At 72.4% G+C, this 19,342-nt stretch carries 13 protein-coding genes and 1 pseudogene; 8 read left to right on the top strand and 6 right to left on the bottom strand.

Translation table 11 applies throughout. The features are described 5' to 3' along the window. The first annotated feature begins 923 nt into the window (after positions 1 to 923). Positions 924 to 2,603, top strand: coding sequence for a fumarate hydratase (locus tag VIW71_RS06390; protein WP_331621001.1), 1,680 nt, complete (start codon positions 924 to 926; stop codon positions 2,601 to 2,603). Between the two features lie 278 nt (positions 2,604 to 2,881). On the opposite strand, the gene VIW71_RS06395 is transcribed toward VIW71_RS06390, so the two are convergent. Continuing rightward, on the bottom strand, positions 2,882 to 3,835 hold the full coding sequence (locus VIW71_RS06395; protein ID WP_331621002.1) for a peptidoglycan-binding protein: 954 nt from the start codon (positions 3,833 to 3,835) through the stop codon (positions 2,882 to 2,884). Positions 3,836 to 4,077: 242 nt separating this feature from the next. Between VIW71_RS06395 and VIW71_RS06400 the strand changes: the two genes are divergently transcribed. The 5 genes and pseudogenes from VIW71_RS06400 to VIW71_RS26520 all read left to right on the top strand — a co-directional run. Next, the gene (locus tag VIW71_RS06400; RefSeq protein WP_331621003.1) at positions 4,078 to 5,481 is read left to right on the top strand and encodes a class II fumarate hydratase; all 1,404 of its coding nucleotides are present in this window, start codon (positions 4,078 to 4,080) and stop codon (positions 5,479 to 5,481) included. Between the two features lie 23 nt (positions 5,482 to 5,504). Beyond that, positions 5,505 to 6,221, top strand: a complete 717-nt coding sequence (gene fomD, locus VIW71_RS06405; RefSeq protein WP_331621004.1) for a cytidylyl-2-hydroxypropylphosphonate hydrolase — start codon at positions 5,505 to 5,507, stop codon at positions 6,219 to 6,221. A 518-nt stretch (positions 6,222 to 6,739) separates the two neighbouring features. Further along, a complete protein-coding gene (locus VIW71_RS06410; RefSeq protein WP_331621005.1) occupies positions 6,740 to 7,429 on the top strand; it encodes a class I SAM-dependent DNA methyltransferase in 690 nt (229 codons plus the stop codon). Between the two features lie 691 nt (positions 7,430 to 8,120). Continuing rightward, positions 8,121 to 9,836 (top strand): ATP-binding SpoIIE family protein phosphatase, encoded by a 1,716-nt coding sequence (locus VIW71_RS06415; RefSeq protein WP_331621006.1) that lies wholly within the window; start codon positions 8,121 to 8,123, stop codon positions 9,834 to 9,836. Between the two features lie 360 nt (positions 9,837 to 10,196). Next, a pseudogene (locus VIW71_RS26520) lies at positions 10,197 to 10,538 on the top strand (catalase); the annotation flags it as partial. Between the two features lie 533 nt (positions 10,539 to 11,071). Here the strand turns inward: VIW71_RS26520 and VIW71_RS06425 are convergent. The 4 genes from VIW71_RS06425 to VIW71_RS06440 all read right to left on the bottom strand — a co-directional run bounded on the left by VIW71_RS06425 (position 11,072) and on the right by VIW71_RS06440 (position 16,469). Further along, positions 11,072 to 12,496, bottom strand: a complete 1,425-nt coding sequence (locus tag VIW71_RS06425; RefSeq protein WP_331621007.1) for an AI-2E family transporter — start codon at positions 12,494 to 12,496, stop codon at positions 11,072 to 11,074. Between the two features lie 542 nt (positions 12,497 to 13,038). Then, positions 13,039 to 13,710 carry a transglycosylase SLT domain-containing protein gene (locus VIW71_RS06430; RefSeq protein ID WP_331621008.1) on the bottom strand — a complete coding sequence of 224 codons (672 nt, stop codon included), beginning with the start codon at positions 13,708 to 13,710 and terminating at the stop codon, positions 13,039 to 13,041. A 440-nt stretch (positions 13,711 to 14,150) separates the two neighbouring features. Further along, positions 14,151 to 15,470, bottom strand: coding sequence for a PhoH family protein (locus tag VIW71_RS06435; protein WP_331621009.1), 1,320 nt, complete (start codon positions 15,468 to 15,470; stop codon positions 14,151 to 14,153). Between the two features lie 237 nt (positions 15,471 to 15,707). Continuing rightward, on the bottom strand, positions 15,708 to 16,469 hold the full coding sequence (locus VIW71_RS06440; RefSeq protein WP_331621010.1) for an isoprenyl transferase: 762 nt from the start codon (positions 16,467 to 16,469) through the stop codon (positions 15,708 to 15,710). A gap of 205 nt (positions 16,470 to 16,674) precedes the next feature. Between VIW71_RS06440 and mgrA the strand changes: the two genes are divergently transcribed. Next, complete coding sequence (mgrA, locus tag VIW71_RS06445) at positions 16,675 to 17,718, top strand: L-glyceraldehyde 3-phosphate reductase (RefSeq protein WP_331621011.1); 1,044 nt, start codon at positions 16,675 to 16,677, stop codon at positions 17,716 to 17,718. A gap of 208 nt (positions 17,719 to 17,926) precedes the next feature. Here mgrA and VIW71_RS06450 read toward each other — a convergent pair whose 3' ends face one another. Continuing rightward, complete coding sequence (locus VIW71_RS06450) at positions 17,927 to 18,637, bottom strand: A24 family peptidase (RefSeq protein WP_331621012.1); 711 nt, start codon at positions 18,635 to 18,637, stop codon at positions 17,927 to 17,929. Positions 18,638 to 18,678: 41 nt separating this feature from the next. On the opposite strand from VIW71_RS06450, the gene VIW71_RS06455 reads away from it, so the two are divergent. Next, positions 18,679 to 19,041, top strand: coding sequence for a DUF192 domain-containing protein (locus VIW71_RS06455; RefSeq protein ID WP_331621013.1), 363 nt, complete (start codon positions 18,679 to 18,681; stop codon positions 19,039 to 19,041). The last annotated feature ends 301 nt before the right edge of the window (positions 19,042 to 19,342 follow it).

Below are 19,342 nucleotides of genomic sequence, written 5' to 3' on the forward strand. Positions count from 1 at the left end.
CCGAGTTCGAAGGGTTCACGACCGGGAGTGCGGCAGGAGGGCATGGGGTGTCCTGGGGGTTCGGGCGGGGCGCGGCGGCTGCGGGCGCGGCGGCTGCCAGGCCCGCGACGGCCGGGACGGCGGCCGACGCCGCGACCGCAGCGGCGCCGGCGAGAAAGCCCCGCCGTCCGACGTGTGGCTGATCGTTCTCACTCACTGAATTCCCTTTCATGGCCGGATGGGCACGGATGCGGCGCAGCACGAAAAAGCGCAGGCCGATTTCCGGGCCGGGGAGTGGGAAAAACCCGTGAATATGCCGGCGCGCACACCACGGCGTCGACGCCGAGCACAAGGGCCGACGACCGGGCGCACGGGCTTCGGCCGCCGCACACGAGAGCGCCTGCGGCCGGGCCGGCGCGCGGCCGGCTCAGGCGGGAAACGGCGCCCGGCGGACCGCTGCCTTACGGCAGTCGCCTGGTCACGGGCCCGTTGATGAAGTGGCGGACACCCTCGGACCACCGTTCCCGGAGCCGGAAACGGTGGGGGCGGTCACGCCTGTTCGGCCCTGCAGAGCGCGCTCTGCAGTCGCCCGAAGTCGACATGCAGGCGCGCAGCGAGTATCTCTCCTGCCGCCATGACAGCGAAGACATGGGCCACGGACGAGCAGACGCAATGCCGCCGGGGGTATTCGGCGCAGGTATTTCACATCGCCGTCGCAATTCACCGCTCGGCGGCCGAGGTCCCCTCCGTGAAAACGTACGGCCGGGGGGGCGGTCACTCGCCGGGCACCGCCGCGCCGGCAGCGCCCCGAGCGCGGAACCTGGGGCCCGCGGGCCGCAGGTTCCACCCCCAGGTGAGCCCTACCTCACACGTCCCGGGCGGGACGGGACGCTCTACGCTGGATGAGCTTCAGCGTCGACGCTGCCGAGTGAGGATTGCCTGCCATGCCCGACTTTGCCTATACGGATCTGCTGCCTCTCGGTGAGGACCCGACCCCCTACCGTCTGGTCACGTCGGAAGGGGTGAGCACGTTCGAGGCCGACGGGCGCACCTTCCTGACGGTGGAGCCGGAGGCGCTGCGGCGGCTCGCGGCGGAGGCGATGCACGACATCTCGCACTACCTGCGGCCCGCCCATCTGGCACAGTTGCGGCGCATCCTGGACGACCCGCAGGCCAGCCCCAACGACCGGTTCGTCGCGCTGGACCTGCTGAAGAACGCCAACATCGCCGCGGCCGGCGTACTGCCGATGTGCCAGGACACCGGCACGGCCATCGTCATGGGCAAGCGCGGCCAGCACGTGCTGACCCGGGGCGGTGACGAGGAGGCGCTGTCGCGCGGCATCTACGACGCGTACACCCAACTCAACCTCCGCTACTCCCAGATGGCCCCGCTGACCATGTGGGAGGAGAGGAACACCGGCTCCAACCTGCCCGCGCAGGTGGAGCTGTACGCGACGGACGGGGGCGCGTACAAGTTCCTGTTCATGGCCAAGGGCGGCGGCAGCGCCAACAAGTCCTTCCTCTACCAGGAGACCAAGGCCGTACTGAACGAAGCGTCCATGATGCGGTTCCTGGAGGAGAAGATCCGCTCGCTCGGTACGGCCGCCTGCCCGCCGTACCACCTCGCGATCGTCGTCGGCGGCACCAGCGCGGAGTTCGCGCTCAAGACCGCGAAGTACGCCTCGGCGCACTACCTGGACGCGCTGCCGGGCGAGGGATCGCCCACCGGGCACGGGTTCCGGGACAGGGATCTGGAGCAGAAGGTCTTCGAGCTGACCCAGCGGATCGGCATCGGCGCGCAGTTCGGCGGCAAGTACTTCTGCCACGACGTGCGCGTGGTGCGGCTCCCCCGGCACGGCGCGTCCTGCCCGGTCGCGATCGCGGTGTCCTGCTCGGCCGACCGCCAGGCGCTTGCGAAGATCACCGCCGAGGGCGTGTTCCTGGAGCAGTTGGAGACCGACCCGGCGCGGTTCCTGCCGGAGACCACCGACGCCGTACTCAACGGCGGCTCCGCCGCGGGCCTCGACGACGACGTGGTACGGATCGACCTCAACCAGCCGATGGAACGGATCCGCGCGGAGCTGACCAAGTACCCCGTGAAGACCCGGCTCTCGCTGTCCGGCCCGCTGGTCGTGGCCCGCGACATCGCGCACGCCAAGATCAAGGAGCGGCTGGACGCGGGCGAGGAGATGCCGCGCTACCTACGGGACCACGCCGTCTACTACGCGGGCCCGGCGAAGACCCCCGAGGGCTACGCCTCCGGCTCCTTCGGCCCCACCACGGCCGGCCGCATGGACGCCTACGTCGAGCAGTTCCAGGCGGCGGGCGGCTCCTTCGTCATGCTCGCCAAGGGCAACCGCAGCAAGCAGGTCACCGACGCGTGCGCCGCCCACGGCGGCTTCTACCTCGGCTCCATCGGCGGCCCCGCCGCCCGCCTCGCCCAGGACTGCATCAAGAAGGTCGACGTCCTGGAGTACGCGGAGCTGGGCATGGAAGCGGTGTGGAAGATCGAGGTCGAGGACTTCCCGGCGTTCGTCGTCGTCGACGACAAGGGCAACGACTTCTTCACCGACCCCGCGCCCTCCCCCACCTTCACCACCATCCCGGTCCGCCCGGGAGCCTGACCGCACCGGCCCGCGGGGAGCCCCGGGCGAGTCGCCAGGGGCTTCCGGCGGGCTGCCACCGAGCTCGGAGCGCGAGTCCGGTCTTCGGGGTCCGCTCTCCAGTGAAGGCCCAGGTCAGGGACGTGATCCCCAACCTGGGCCCGATGCGCTGTCCAGGCGGCCCCACACGCCCGGCGCCGGATCCGGGCCGGAGCACCGCCGCGCCGCTTCCCGGTGGTCTGCCGACGTGGCGGCACCCGGGCGTCGACGCGGCGGCGGCATCCGTGCCCGGTCCGCGGTCAGGCGGCCGTGCAGCCGCTGGTCGGCAGGCTGGTCAGGCTCGGAGGCTGCAGACCGTCGTAGATCGCCAGCAAATAGCTCTGCGGGCACCTGGCGAGGCCGTCACTGGTCCTGATCTCGATGTGCAGGTGCGGGGCACCGGAGTTGCCGGTGTCGCCCGTCGTGCCCAGCCGGGTGCCGGCCGGCACCTGGGCACCGTTGGCCGTCGAACGGGCCGACAGGTGGCAGTAGACGAACCGTGAGCCGTCCGGTTGGAGCAGCCGGACGCCGGTGCCGCACGACGTGCTGCTGTAGTGCTGTGCCACGCCGCTCTTGACGGCGTACGCGGGGAGGTAGCTCACGATGAGATCGACGGCCGGGGTGGAGTTCCAGTGGGGGGCCGCGTAGGCGGAGCGAGGCACGGCGGAGCGGTCGAGCGGCAGCGCGTGGCCGGACGGGCTGCCGCCCCCGCTGCTACCGAGCAGGCTCTGCCACGTCTGCGGGCCGACCAAGCCGTCGACCGCGAGGCCGTGCGAGCTCTGGAAGGAGCGCACGGCGCTGTTGGTCACCGAGCCGAAGTTGCCGTCCACCCCCAAGCCGAAGCCGTACTTGTTGAGTTGTGTCTGAGCCGCTCTGACCGCCTCCCCACTCGACCCTTGCTGTACCGGGACGATCAGGTACGGCCAGGTCTGCGGGCCGACCACACCGTCGGCGACCAGCCCCCGGCTGCTCTGGAAGCTGACCACGGCCGAGGTGGTGACGGGCCCGAACTGGCCGTCCGCCGGGATGCCGTGCCCGTGCTGGCGCAACAAGTACTGCACGGTGGTGGTATCCGCGCCGCCGGCCCCCTGGCTGATCGACGGCCAGGCCGGGAGGGCGTGTGCCGGGGCCTGGGTGGTGAGGACGCACAACAGCATGGTGATGATCAAGGTCACGCTGGCGGCACCGAACGAGCTGAGCCGACCGAGGCGCATGGAAGCTCCTTCCTTTTGGCATGCACGCGACTATTCAAGGTCCAGGTTAGAGACCGCTCCCGGAACAATCCACAGGGCGTGGGAGCCGGTGTGCCGACCGACTCCCGCGCCAGTGAAACCGCACGCACACGGGGCGTCGTCGCGTCGTCACCGTCCGGGCAGCGGTTGGCCCCCGCGGAACGCCGCCTCCCGGCGGTTTTCCGCGGGGGAACAATCGGCACGGGGCGGGCACTGTCATAGGTATGGGCGAGACCACGAACGACGGGGCGTACCGCATCGAGCACGACTCCATGGGCGAGGTGCGGGTGCCCGCGCACGCCAAGTGGCGGGCGCAGACGCAGCGTGCCGTGGAGAACTTCCCCGTCTCCGGGCAGCGGCTGGAGCGGGCGCACATCGAGGCGCTGGCGCGGATCAAGGCGGCGGCGGCCAAAGTGAACGCGGAGCTCGGGGTGCTCGGCAACGACGTGGCCGAGGCCGTTCAGGAGGCCGCGGCGGAGGTGGCGGCCGGGCAGTGGGACGACCACTTCCCGGTGGACGTGTTCCAGACCGGCTCCGGCACCTCGTCGAACATGAACATGAACGAGGTGATCGCGACCCTGGCCGCCGAACGGCTCGGCCGCGACGTGCACCCCAACGACCACGTCAACGCCTCGCAGTCGTCCAATGACGTCTTCCCGTCCTCGCTCCACATCGCGGCCACCGCCGCGGTGACCCGCGACCTGATCCCGGCGCTCACCCGTCTGGCCGAATCCCTGGAGGCGAAGGCGGCGGAGTTCGCCTCGGTGGTGAAGTCGGGCCGCACGCATCTGATGGACGCCACACCGGTGACGCTCGGACAGGAGTTCGGTGGGTACGCGGCGCAGGTACGGTACGGCGTCGAGCGGCTGCGCGCGTCGCTGCCCCGGCTGGCGGAACTGCCGCTGGGCGGGACCGCGGTCGGCACCGGCATCAACACGCCGCCGGGGTTCCCGGCCGCGGTGATCGCCGAGGTCGCCAGGGCCACCGGGCTGCCGCTGACCGAGGCCCGCAACCACTTCGAGGCCCAGGGCGCCCGGGACGGCGTCGTGGAGCTCTCCGGCCAGCTCCGTACGATCGCGGTCGGCCTCACCAAGATCGCCAACGACCTGCGGTGGATGGCCTCGGGCCCCCGTACCGGTCTCGCCGAGATCCGCCTCCCCGACCTCCAGCCCGGCTCGTCGATCATGCCCGGCAAGGTCAACCCGGTGGTCCCCGAAGCCGTCCTGATGGTCGCCGCCCAGGTCATGGGAAACGACACCACCGTCGCCGTGGCGGGCGCGTCGGGCAATTTCGAGCTCAACGTGATGCTGCCGGTGATCGCCCGCAACGTCCTGGAGTCCGTACGCCTGCTCGCCAACGTCACCCGCCTGCTCGCCGACCGCACGATCGACGGCGTCACGGCCGACGCCGACCGCGCCCGTGAGTACGCCGAGTCCTCCCCCTCCGTCGTCACCCCCCTCAACCGCTATCTCGGCTACGAGGAGGCCGCCAAGGTGGCCAAGAAGTCCCTCGCCGAACGGAAGACCATCCGACAGACCGTCATGGAGGGCGGCTACGTCGAGCGCGGCCTGCTGACGGAAAAGCAACTCGACGACGCACTCGACGTGTTGCGGATGACCCGCCCGTAACACACGATCCTTAAGCTCTGTTCATGACAGCCGACGTCGACACCTCGATTCCGGGCGGGCGGAACAACGGGCATTTCCCGCAGCACAGGCAGGGCGAGCCGGAGCAGGGGTTCTGGGCGCCCGGGGACCAGGTGCTGTGGCGGTATCGCGGGAACGGGACGGACCAGGTGCACATCTGCCGGCCGGTGACCGTGGTGCGGGACGACGCGGAGCTGCTGGCGGTGTGGATGGCCCCGGGGACGCCGTGTGTGCGGCCGGTGCTGGCGGACGGTACGCCGGTCCACCGCGAGCCGCTGGCCAGCAGGTACGTGAAGCCCCGGGTGCGGAGTGTGGAGGAGTGGTGGGGTACCGGGGTGCTGAAGCTGGCGCGGCCGGGCGAGCCGTGGTCGGTGTGGCTGTTCTGGGATCAGGGGTGGCGGTTCCGTAGCTGGTACGTGAACCTGGAGGAGCCGCTGAGCCGCTGGTCGGGCGGGGTGGACTCGGAGGACCACTTCCTGGACATCTCGGTGCACCCGGACCGCAGCTGGTACTGGCGGGACGAGGACGAGTTCGCGCAGGCGCAGACCGACGGCCTGATGCCGGCGGCGCTCGCGGCCCGGGTCAGGCAGGCGGGGCAACGGGCGGTGGAGGTGATCCAGTCCTGGGGACCGCCGTTCCGCGACCACTGGCAGGACTGGCGGCCCGATCCGTCCTGGCCGGTACCGGCGCTCCCGGCCGACTGGGACCGGCCGGCCGGCTGACCGAGTACGGCCGGCCGGCTGAGCAGCGGTGACCGGCGCGGGCATCCGATCGGACCGCGCCCGCCCGACCGTACGAGCAGCCCGCGGCCGTAGAAGCAGCCTGCGGCCGTACGAGCAGACCACGGCCTTCCGAGCAGACCACGACCGGCCGCGCCAGCCGACCGCCAGCCGACCCGCCGCCCCCTCGTACCGCCTGATACGACCGAGCCCCTTGTTGCGTCCCGGACCCCCAACCGTAGGATCGTCCCCCGGAACACTGCGCGATTGCCCAACGCAGCCTAGAGTTTGACGCCACGTCATGGCCTGTACGACCGGCGCGGTCCGACGTGTGCTCCAGCGGCGGGACCGGTGGCAACCCGGCCGGCCGCTCCGGCTCGGACCAGTGCGAAGAGCCGGCACGGATCAGTCGGGGCGCACCGGACAGGGCCGGGGCGGTCCGGAGCATGACAGCCCGCCACGTTACAGGCGACGCCCTCCGACGGCGTCCCGATCCGAAGCACTCAGGGAGGCCGTGAACAGTGGGAACCGGCGGTGACGAGCGCGTAGGAGCTCCCCGTACCAAGGGGTGGCGAGGGGACCGTACCGGGCAGGCGGAGGCGTTCGACGCCATCGGCGACCGGTACGACGAGGCGTTCCCGCACAAGGAGGGCCAGCTCGCGGCCGGCACCTGGCTGACGGCTTCGCTGGCCCCGGGTTCGCGGGTGCTGGACCTCGGCTGCGGTACGGGAACGCCGACCGCCCGTCAGCTCACCGACGCGGGGTTGCGGGTGACCGGCGTGGACCTGTCCTCGGGGATGCTGGCCAGGGCGCGGGAGAACGTGCCGGAGGCGGAGTTCCTGCGGGCGGACATCGCGGACCTGGCCGACGGCGGGCCACTGGCGGCGGGCGGCTTCGACGCGGCCGCGGCCTTCTTCTCGCTGCTGATGCTGCCGAAGGCGGAGATCCCGTTCGCGCTGGGGTCCATCCGGGACCTGCTGCGGCCCGGCGGGCTGCTGGCGCTGTCGATGGTCGAGGCGGATCTTGACGACACGCCGATTCCGTTCCTCGGTAACACGATCCGGGTATCCGGTTATCTACGGGACGAACTGCGCCATGTGGTGACGGACGCCGGCTTCGAGGTGACCGAGGAGGAGTCGTACGCCTACGCGCCGGCGAGCACCGCTGTGCCGCCGGAGGAACAGATCTTCCTCTACTGCCGACGCGCCTGACCTGACCAGGCCCGAGCCGTGCCGTGCCGCTGGCCGCGGCGGAGCACAGACGGATGGAACGACTCGCGTGACCACGGACCCGCCCCGACCGCCCGCGCCGCCGGACCCGCGCGGCGGCTTCACCCTGGCCACCAACCCCCCGGACGCGCGTCCGGGGCGGCTGGCGTGCCCGGCCCGCCCGCACACCGGCGACGGGCCCGCGGGCGCGCCCTGTTCCCACGGGCACGTCGAGGAGCCGGACCCCGCGGTGCCGGCCGCACCCGGTGATCCGCGGACGGGGGCGCCCGGCGGGCCGCGCCCGCACGACGAGTTCGGCGACGACCCCACGGCCGGCGGACCCGTGGCCATGGCCGAGTCAGGTGACCCGGACGGCGGCACCACCGTGCCCCGGGGCACACCGTATGGTGACCCCATGGCCGGGCAGGGAGCAGGGAATCCGTCGGACCCCGCCCGGCCTTGTCCCGGGCCGGAGGCAGAACCGCCGCCCGCGCCGTCCGGAGAGTCGTACAGTGGTGCGCCGGCAGACACGGGGCCGTTGCCGCCGACTCCGGCGCAGGGGAGTGGGTTGGTGCCCCGATTGGGGGACGGGAGTGAGGCGTTGGGGGCGTTTGTGAGTACGCCGCCGCGCGGGACACCGCGGGCGGCGGCCGGGTATCCGGCGGACGAGGATTCAGTGGGAATGCGGATTCCGATGCCCGTGCAGACCGGGCCGGAGGCCGACCGGCTGCGGTATGTGGGAGCCGCGACCCGGCGGATCGCCCGCGGGCTCGATCTCGACGAGATCCTGCTGGGCCTGTGCCGCTCCGCCGTGCCCGCGTTCGCCGACGCGATCCTGGTGTATCTGCGCGATCCGCTGCCGGTGGGCGACGAGCGGCCGTCCGGGCCGCTGCGGCTGCGGCTGCGCCGGGCGGACGGCGAACTGGACGGCCCGGCCGACCAGCCCCACGACGCGCCGGTGGGCGCCGCCGCCCCGCTGCTGCCCGCGCTGGACGCGCCGTACGGCTCGGAGACCATCTCGGTGCTGCTGGACGGGCCGCTGGCGGAGGTGCTGCGCGGGGTACGGCCGGTCTTCGCCGAGTCGCCGCGGGCCGCCGACGCGCTGGCGGAACTGCTGGGTTACCCGGAGAGCCCGCTGCCGACCGGCCGCCGCGCGCTGCTGGCGCCGCTTCGGGGCCGGCGGCGGGTGATCGGCGCCGCGGTGCTGCTGCGCCGCACGGAGCGGTCGCCGTTCGAGGCCGACGACCTGCTGGTGGCCGCACAGCTCGCCACGCACACCGCGCTCGGCGTGGACAAGGCCGTGCTGTACGGGCGCGAGGCGTACATCGCCGACGCGCTCCAGCGCGAGATGCTGCCCGACTCCCTGCCGCAGCCGACCGGTGTACAGCTCGCCAGCCGTTATCTGCCGGCCGCCGAGTCCGCCCGGGTCGGCGGCGACTGGTACGACGCGATCCCGCTGCCCGGCAGCCGGGTGGCGCTGGTGGTCGGGGACGTGATGGGCCACTCCATGACGTCCGCGGCGATCATGGGCCAGCTCCGTACCACCGTGCAGACCCTCGCCGGACTCGACCTGGCGCCGCAGGAGGTGCTGTACCACCTGGACGAGCAGGCCCAGCGGCTCGGCCAGGACCGGATGGCGACCTGCGTCTACGCGGTCTACGACCCGATCGCGCACCGCCTGGTGGTGGCCAACGCCGGCCATCCGCCGCCAGTACTGCTGCACGCGGACGGACTGGCCGAGGTGCTGCGGGTGCCGCCGGGCGCGCCGATCGGCGTGGGCGGGGTGCCGTTCGAGGCGGTGGAGCTGCCCGCCCCGGCCGGGGCGACGCTGCTGCTCTACACCGACGGCCTGGTGGAGTCCCGCAGCCGAGACGTGTGGGGCGGCATCGAGCTGCTGCGCGAGCGTCTGCACGACGCGGCGGCGGTGGTCTCCCCGCCGCCGCTGGAGCCGCTCTGCGACGAGGTGCTGGAGATCCTGGGCCCCGGCGACCGGGACGACGACATCGCGCTGCTGGCCGCCCGGTTCGACGGGATCGCGCCGAGCGACGTCGCGTACTGGTTCCTGGAGCCGCAGGCGCAGACCGCGGGCCGGGCCCGCCGCCTGGTCCGCCAGGCGCTGCGCCGCTGGGACCTGGAGGAGCAGCTGGACGCGGCCGAGCTGCTGGTCAGCGAGATCGTCACCAACGCGGTGCGGTACGCGGAACGGCCGATCACCCTGCGGCTGCTCCGTACCGACGTGCTGCGCTGCGAGGTCGGCGACGACGCGCCGCTGCTCCCCCGTATGCGGCACGCCGCCCCCGAGGAGGAGGGCGGCCGGGGGCTCTACCTGGTCAACCGGATGGCGCAGCGATGGGGCGCGACCCGGCTGGGCGCGGGCAAGGTGGTCTGGTTCGAGCTGCCCATCGGCTGATTTTCTGCCGCCCTCGCGCCTCCGGGCACTTGAATCCGGTGTCGACAGCCGACCGTGCTCGCTCGCTCGTGCCTCGCTCACTGCGCGCGCTCCTTCTCGACACCGGCGCGCGCTCCTTCGACACCGGCGCGCTCCGCGGCCGGAGGCCGCTGCAGGACACCACGGCTCGATGGCCGCACGGCGAACCCGGCGGCGGATCGGCGGGCGAGCGGCGAACCCCGCCCGGAGGCAAAAGAGTGACAGAGGGGGCAGTCCGGGTGCCGACTCGTGGGTTCGGTGGGAACGTGGGTAACAGCTACTGCGACGTGACGCGACACCCGATACCCGGCGCCCTCCGGCCGCCGGACGGGAGGACACCAGATGAGCACGCCGAACCTCCAGCACACGACCACCAGCGCGGACATCCCGGTGGAGAGCGACGGGCACTCGCTGACCGTGGGCCCGGCCGGCGCGATCCTGCCGCAGGACCACTGCCTGACCGAGAGGATGGCCCGGTTCAACCGGGAGCGGGTGCCTGAGCGGGTGGCGCACGCCAAGGCGAGCGGGGCGTACGGGCGGTTCGAGGTGGCCAACGACGTCAGCCGGTTCACCGAGGCCGGCCTCTTCCAGCCCGGCCGCAGCACGCGGATACCGGTCCGCTTCTCGACCGTGGCCGGCGAACAGGGCAGCCCGGGCAGCGGGCGCGGCCCGCGCGGCTTGGCCGCGCCGAACTCCTACGGCGGTCCGGCGGCCTTCCCGCAGGCGTACGGGGACATCCCCGGCCGGCAGGCGGCGGGCGAGACGGTGCGCGGGGCGTACACCCCGCAGCGCGAGGACGACGGCTTCGGGCCGCCCGGCACGATGGTCCGCGAGGTCCTGGACGACGCGGCCCGCGGCCGGCCGGTCTCCAACGTCGCCGGCCATCGCAAGGACGGGTGAGCGCCCCGGCGCTGGAGCGCGCCTTCGACTGCTGGCGGCGGATCGACGCGCAGCCCGGTGAACGGATCGCCGAGGCGGTCACGGCGGGCTGAGCCGAAGGACGCAGTCCCGGGACACGTGAGATTTCCGTGCCCCGGGGCTGCATGTCGCCCCTGCGAAGAGCCTTCTGAGGGGGCGCGGGGAACTGCACAGCCACGGCGTGTGGCGGCCCCGGCGGCGCGCCGGAGCCCGCCGGGCTCGGTTCCGGTCGTTCCCGGGATGCGGGACGGTGGGGGCCGGTCGCGCCGTTCCCCGCGCCCCGGGCGGGGGGCGGGGCACTACGCGGGGGCCGGGTCGGAGACCGCAGCGGGATCCTGGGCCGCTACCGGGGCCGGGTCCGAGCCGGACGCGAGGGAGCCCGGCACATTCTCGTAGATCGCGGATTCGCGGGCGTAGGACCGGAGATAGCTGACAACCGTGTTGCTGACCGCGACGAGGGGTACGGCGACGACCGCGCCGCCGATGCCGGCCACCATCGAGCCGGCCGCCACCGAGAGGACGACGGCGAGCGGGTGGACCTGCACCGCGCGGCCGAGGATGAACGGCTGGAGGATGTGGCCCTCGATCTGCTGCACCGCGAGCACCACGGCCAGCACCATCAGCGCCGTGAACGGCCCCTCGGTGACCAGACCGACCACCACCGCGATGACGCCGGAGGCGACCGCGCCGACCAGGGGCACGAACGAGCTGAGGAAGATGACGACGGCCAGCGGCACCGCCATCGGCACCCCGAGGAAGTAGATGCCGACGCCGATGAAGATGGCGTCGATGAGGGCGACGATCACCGTGCCCCGCACGTAGAGGGTGAGGGTGCGCCAGGCGCGCGGGCCGGCTCCGGCGAGCGCGCCCCTCGCGCCCTCGGGGAAGAGCCGCAGCGCCCAGTTCCATATGTTCGCCCCGTCGTAGAGCAGGAACAGCGTGCTGAACATCGCCAGCAGCAGTCCGGTCAGCAACTCCACGATGTAGGTGACGCCTTGCAGCCCGGCGTCCGTCAACGCCTTGGTGTTGGAGCCGAGCGCGTCGCTGAGGTTGTTGGCGACCTGGTTGATCTGGTTGTCGGTGACATGGAAGGGGCTGTCGAGCAGCCACTGCTTGCCCTCGGTGATGCCGTCCTGGAGGCTGTTGGACAGGTTGTCGACGTTGTCCATCACCTGCCACACCACGAACCAGCCGACCAGGCCGATGACGACGAAGCCGCCGCCGCAGACCAGCACGGTGGCCAGCCCCCTCGGCACCCCGAGCCGCTTGAGGCGGGCCACGAACGGTTGCAGCAGCGCGGTGATGAGCAGTGCGGCGACGAACGCCAGCACCACCAGCCGGACCGCCCCGATCACCCGCATCAGTACCCACACCGTGCCGGCCAGGACCAGCAGCCGCCACCCGATCTCCGCGGCGACCCGCATGCTCCACGGCACGGCGGCGACCGGTTCGATGACGGGGACGCGCTGAGCCGGTACGGAGCGGCGGGGTGCGGCCGGTCCGCGAGCCTCGGGTGCGGAGACACGAGCGTCGGCCGCCGGATCCGCGGCTGCGGGTTCGGCGGCCGACGGTCGCTCCGCAGACGGTCGCCCGGCCTGCGATCGCTCCGCAGACGGCTGCACGGCGTCGCGGGCGGTGACCTTGGCGTGCCGCTCGTCGATCTGCCCGGCCAGTCCGGCCAGGCGGTCGGCGAGGGCAGCGCTCCAGTGGCGCTTCTCCGGCATTGCTGCTTCCCCTGACCCCTTCGGCCCTCTGTGGCACCGCCGTCTGTGGCACCGCTGTGTGAGACGACGTTACCCGGGATCGGGGTTGTCCAAGAGGCGCTGGCGAGTGTCGGCCCGCCGGTCGCCGGGGCCGGCCTGGTGCCGCGTCGGTCAGAAGTTTGCCCGTCAGGGAGCGGCGTCCGGTGCGGTGCGTCGCAGGGCGCCGGACCGGCCCCGTCGCGGGCCTGCCCGGTCGGTGCGGCAACGCCGCGAGGTGCCGTGCCGGGGGTCGCGACGGGGCACACCCCGACAATGTGGCCGACGCGGCCGACGCGCCGACGCGGCACCAAGGCCTGTCTGACAAAGAGCCCCGTCCGCCCGCAGCGCGGGGCTCGCGGTGTCCGGTGCGTGCGACCGCACGGCGGAGGGCCGTCCTCGTCGTAGGGTAACGGGCCTACTGGGCAGACCTACTGGGCCCGACTGGGCTTACTGGGACGGTCCCGACAACGCGGCGAGCGTGCGTGCCAGGCGCCGCGGCGCAGGCGGGATGTGTCAGACAGGCCCTAGTACCAGTGGTTGACCTGCCAGAACTGCCAGGCGCCGCACGGGCTGCCATAGCGGCTGTTCATGTAGTTCAGGCCCCACTTTATCTGCGTGGCCGGATTGGTCTGCCAGTCGGCGCCGGCCGAGGCCATCTTGGAGCCGGGCAGCGCCTGGACCAGACCGTAGGCACCGGAGGAGGCATTGGTGGCGGTGTACCGCCAACCGCTCTCGTGCTCCACGATGTTGGAGAAGCAGAAGTACTGGCCGCTGCCCACGATCTGCTTGGCCATCGCCTGGACCTCGGCGATCGAGTACGAGGCCTGGACCGGGAAACTGGCGCGCGCGTCGCCGCGGCTGGCGGCCTCTTCCCTCGCCTTGGCCGCGGCTTCGTCCGCTGCCTTCTTCTTGGCGGCTGCGTCCTTGGCGGCCTGCACACGGGCGGCCTGCTCGGCGGACTGCCGCGCCGTCGTGTCAGCGGCGTCGGACTGAGCGAGTACCTGCTCGGTCAGCGATGCCTGCTGAACCTGCTGCCCCTCGGGGATGTCCGCGAGGAGGGTCGTCGTGCCGGCGGGTTCGACGGCCTCGGTGCTGCCGCCCTGTTCCGCTCCCGACGCGACGCCGACGACGGCGCCCACAGTGGTGACGGCGGTGGCGGATGCCACCGCGAGTCCCCGGACCGAGATCCGGCTCACACGGTTTCCTTCCGGAAGCGTCCGTCCGGGGACCGGACGGACGCAATCGCGCCCCTGGCGCTGTCCCCCTGACCGGTCCGCTGTTCGGGCCGGTCGGTCACGGGGGCACTGGCCCGGCGCGAAGTCCCTTGCGGGGTCCGCGTGATGCTCGGGCGGCTTATGGCGGCCGTTGTGGATTTGTGGGGGTGGTGCTGTTCCCTTGCCCTGGGGCGCGGGAGTGCCATAAGCGGGGCCTGACAGCCTCACACCCTGCCGTACCGGGACGCCGCGCGGCAATTTCCGGTTGAGTGGCAAAGTTCACACGCCGCGGACGGCGGTAAATTTCAGCGGCCGGGCCCGGGAAACGCTAAGCTGCTGCGCCCCTCCTGCGGGGCGCAGCAGCCTCAACTCATGCTATTCGTATTCAAATCGGGACATCACGCGGAAGTCCCGGCTTCAGGTCAGGCCACCCCGTCCTCCAGCATCTCCGTCACGAGGGCTGCGATGGGGGACCGTTCGGAACGGTTCAGCGTCACGTGGGCGAAGAGCGGATGGCCTTTCAGCTTCTCCACCACCGCCACCACGCCGTCGTACCGCCCCACCCGGAGGTTGTCGCGCTGGGCGACGTCGTGGGTGAGCACCACCCGCGATCCGGCGCCGACCCGCGACAGCACGGTCAGCAGCACGTTGCGCTCCAGCGACTGGGCCTCGTCCACGATCACGAAGGCGTCGTGCAGCGAGCGGCCCCTGATGTGGGTGAGCGGCAGCACCTCCAGCATGCCGCGGGCCACCACCTCCTCGATGACCTCCTTGGACGTCACCGCGGAGAGCGTGTCGAAGACCGCCTGAGCCCACGGGCTCATCTTCTCGGCCTCGCTGCCCGGCAGGTAGCCGAGTTCCTGGCCGCCGACCGCGTACAGCGGCCGGAAGACCATCACCTTGCGGTGCTGACGGCGCTCCAGGACCGCCTCAAGGCCGGCGCACAGCGCCAGCGCCGACTTTCCGGTGCCGGCGCGCCCGCCCATCGACACGATGCCGACCTCCGGGTCCAGCAGGAGGTCCAGGGCGATGCGCTGTTCGGCGCTGCGGCCGTGGATGCCGAACGCCTCGCGGTCCCCGCGCACCAGCTTGACCCGGCCGTCCGCGGTGACCCGGCCGAGCGCCTTGCCGCGCTCGGACTGGAGCACCAGGCCGGTGTGCACCGGCAGGTCCGCGGCCTCGGGCAGTTCGATCGTGTCCTGCGCGAAGAGCGCGTCGACGTCCTCCGCACCGACCAGCAGTTCCTCCATTCCCGTCCAGCCGGAGGTGATCGCGAGCTCGGCCCGGTACTCCTCGGCCAGCAGGCCGACCGAGGACGCCTTCACCCGCAGCGGCAGGTCCTTGGAGACGACTGTGACGTCGTACCCCTCGGCCTGGAGATTGCGGGCGACCGCCAGGATGCGCGAGTCGTTGTCACCGAGCCGGAAACCCGCGGGCAGTACCCCGGGGTCGGAGTGGTTGAGTTCGACGCGGAGCGTGCCGCCGATCTCGCCGATCGGGATCGGCGAGTCGAGCCTGCCGTAGCGGATCCGGAACTCGTCGAGCTGCCGCAACGCCTGGCGGGCGAAGTAGCCGAGTTCCGGATGGTGGCGCTTGGCCTCCAACTCCGTCACCACGACGACCGGAAGCACTACCTCGTGCTCGTCGAACCTGGCGAAAGCGTTGGGGTCGGCGAGCAGCACGCTGGTGTCGAGTACGTACGTGCGCCGGTCGTGATCACGGCGATTCTTGCTGGTCACCACGTGTGGACGAACCCCCTCGGGAGAGGTGAGTCTGCAAAGCCGGCAACCGTGGGCCGGATGCCGGTCTGCCAGTGATATGCCCGGCTAAGCCTATGCCCATGCGAATGCATATGACAGTCGTCCGATGGTCATGGAACGATCACCCAGCGCTCACCCCCCGTTCGGCGGCGGACGGGCGTCACGGAGAAGCCGCTGGCGGCGGCCGGGGATCCCCCCGCCGAAGGCAAGGGGAGGGCATCACGCGCCGTAGCGGCGGTGCCGGGCGGCGTAGTCCCGCAGCGCACGCAGGAAGTCCACCTTGCGGAACGCGGGCCAGAAGACCTCGCAGAAGTAATACTCCGAATGGGCGCTCTGCCACAGCATGAATCCGGACAACCGCTGTTCGCCCGAGGTGCGGATCACCAGGTCCGGATCGGGCTGGCCGCGGGTGTAGAGGTGCTCGGCGATGTGCTCCACGTCCAGGATCTCGGCCAGGTCCTCGATGGACGTGCCGCGCCCGGCGTGCTCGTGCAGCAGCGACCGTACGGCGTCGGCGATCTCCTGCCGGCCGCCGTAGCCGACCGCCACGTTCACCAGGATGCCGGTGACGCCGTGGGTGGCCTGCTCGGCCTCCTTCAGCACGGACTGGGTGTGCGCGGGCAGCAGGTCCATGGTGCCCACGTGGTTCACCTGCCAGCGGCCGGTCGCGGCGAGCTCGGTCACCGCGTCCTCGATGATGCCCAGCAGCGGGACCAGTTCCTCGGCGGGCCGGTCCAGGTTGTCGGTGGACAGCAGCCACAGCGTGACCACCTCGACACCGGTCTCCTCGCACCAGCCCAGCATCTCGGCGATCTTGTCCGCGCCGGCCCGGTGGCCCTGCTCGGTGGTGCCGCCGGCCGCCTTGGCCCAGCGCCGGTTGCCGTCCAGGATCACGCCGATGTGCTTGGGGGCCTGGGACACGTCGAGGCGGCGTTCCACCCTGCGGGAGTACAGCCCGTACACCAGGTCGCGCAGATTCATCGCGTACCAGCCCCTCCTGCGCTCGACGCCCGGCGGCCACACTACTGCGGAGACGGCCGCATACACGAACCGGGTACGGGGGGGCGGACGCACGGCGGGTACGGGGGCGGGGCGGGCGCGGGCGGGGCGGGTGCGCTCCGGCTGCCGGGCGCGCACGGCGGCAGCTCGCCGCAACCGGTTCGGGCACACGTGATAAGCAGGGCCGGTGAACATAAGAAACCTCTACCGCGCCGCCGACGAGCGCTACGACTCCATGGAGTACCGCCGCACCGGCCGCAGCGGCCTCAAGCTCCCGGCCGTCTCGCTCGGCCTGTGGCACAACTTCGGTGACGACCGCACCCTCGACTCCCAGCGGGCGATCCTGCGCCGCGCCTTCGACCTCGGCGTCACCCACTTCGACCTGGCCAACAACTACGGCCCGCCGTACGGCGCCGCCGAGGCCAACTTCGGCACCATCTTCGCCCAGGACTTCCGCCCGTACCGCGACGAACTCGTCATCTCCACCAAGGCCGGCTACGACATGTGGCCGGGACCGTACGGCGAGTGGGGCTCCCGCAAGTACCTGCTGGCCTCGCTCGACCAGTCGCTCACCCGAATGGGTCTTGACTACGTCGACATCTTCTACTCCCACCGGTTCGACCCGGAGACCCCCCTCGAGGAGACGATGGGCGCGCTGGCCTCCGCGGTCCGGCAGGGCAAGGCGCTCTACGTCGGCATCTCCTCCTACGGCCCCGACCGTACGAGGGAGGCGGCGCGGATCCTGCGGGAGCTGGGGGTGCCGGCGCTGATCCACCAGCCCTCGTACTCCATGATCAACCGCTGGATCGAGACGGAAGGGCTGCTCGACGTCCTGGCGGAGGAGGGCATGGGCTGCATCGGCTTCGTGCCTCTCGCGCAGGGCCTGCTCACCGACCGCTACCTCGGCGGCATCCCGCAGGACTCCCGCGCCGCCCAGGGCAAGTCCCTCAACCCCGCGCTGGTCAACCCCGAGACGATCACCCGGCTGCGCGCGCTCAACGACATCGCCGCGGCCCGCGGCCAGTCCCTCGCGCAGCTCGCCCTCAGCTGGGCGCTGCGGGACCCTCGCGTCACGTCGGCCCTCATCGGGGCCTCCTCCGTGGCCCAACTGGAGGCGAACGTCGCCGCCGTCGGGGCGGCGCCCCTCACTGCGGAAGAACTGGCCGAGATCGACCGGTACGCGGTGGAGCCGGAGGGCGTCAATCTCTGGGCGATCAGCAGCGAGCAGTAGGTCGACCCAAAAGTCCCCGCCTGCCTCGCGGCGCCCGCCCGCCCTCAACCACCGTGCGGCCTCGCTTCCGCCTCGGGGCACGCCCCCTGCCCTCGGTCACCGTGCCGGCGTGCTCCTGACTCGGGCACGCCCGCTCGCCTGCCCTGGGACACCGGGCGGCCTGGGTCCGGCGCGACCCGTGCCCGGGGGTGCGAACGTGACCGCCCGGTCAGCCGATGAGCAGCGCGCCGAGGGCACCGATCAGCATGAAGGGCCCGAAGGGGATGGCCGTCTTGCGGGTCGCCCTGCGGCCGGCGATGAGGAGGAGGCCCGCCAGGGCGCCGAGGGCGAGCCCGGCGAACGTGCCGGTGACGACGGACGGCCAGCCGTACCAGCCGAGGGACAGGCCGAGGGTGGGGGCGAGTTTGACGTCGCCGAAGCCCATGCCCGCCGGGTTGACGAGGAACATCACGAGATAGATCGCGCCGACCGCGACCGCGGCGAGCAGGGCGCGGGTCCAGGAGCCGTCGTGGGCGGGGAGGAGGGCCGCGAGGCCGAGCAGCGCGGCGGTGACGGGCAGCGCGGGGAGGGTGAGGACGTCGGGGAGGCGGAAGACGAGGAGGTCCACCCGGGCCAGGACCAGGCCGACGGGGACGAGCAGCAGCCAGACGACGAGTTCGGGGTGCGCCCCCAGGGTGAGCGCGAGCGCCCCGCAGGCGAGGGCGCCGGCCGCCGCGGCACCGTAACCGAGGCCGTACGGGGGCGTGGCGCACGCGGGGCAGCGGGCCGGGCCGAGCCAGCCGCGGATCGCGTGCCCGGCAGGGCAGACCGCGGCCCAGGGCTCGCCCGCGGGGACGGCCAGCCGGTAGGCGGCGCGCGGCACCAGCAGCCCGCCGGCCAATCCCCAGACGGCGGCGCCCGCGATCAGATAGACATGCACCGGGCCGACCGTACACGCCAACCCGGCCCCGGGGAGGGGCCATGCGCCGACAACGCCTGCGAGACGGCGACGGGACCCTGCGCACACCCGGGACCGCGGTACCCCTGCGGATCGCCGCCTCCTACCGCGCCCGCACCCGCGGTCTGCTCGGCCACGACGGCATCGAGGGCGCCCTGCTGCTCACCCCGGCCTCCAGCGTCCACACCCTGCGCATGCGGTTCACCATCGACGTCGCGTACCTCGACCGCCACCTGCGCGTCCTCGCCACCCGCACCATGCCCCCGGGCCGCCTCGGCCGCCCCCGCTTCCGCGCCCGCCACGTCCTGGAGGCGGAGGCGGGCGCGCTGGCGGAGTGGGGGGTGGTGAGGGGGGCGCGGGTGGAGGTGACCGCGGGGGGTTCGTAAGGCTCCCCGGGCGCGTGTACGGGCTCTACGGGGGGGGCCGGTCGGCTGCCGCGCAGGGCGGCGGCAGAGCCGCAGGGACGGGAACCGGACCACGGTACGGCGGCGCGGTTGCCGGTGGACACGTGCTGACGGGCCAGCGGCGTGCCCGGGAGCGCCCCCGCACACGCCGGCCGCCTCATGGCGTTCCACTGGGTCCCGCGAGATGCGACGTACCGGCGTCGGCACCCCGCCCGGGACAGAAAACGGGCCGGTTCGCAGGGGGGGGAGAGCGAACCGGCCCGAGGGGGGGAGTTACACCGTA

It is taken from the genome of Streptomyces sp. (genome assembly GCF_036524955.1).
GTDB lineage: Bacteria > Actinomycetota > Actinomycetes > Streptomycetales > Streptomycetaceae > Actinacidiphila.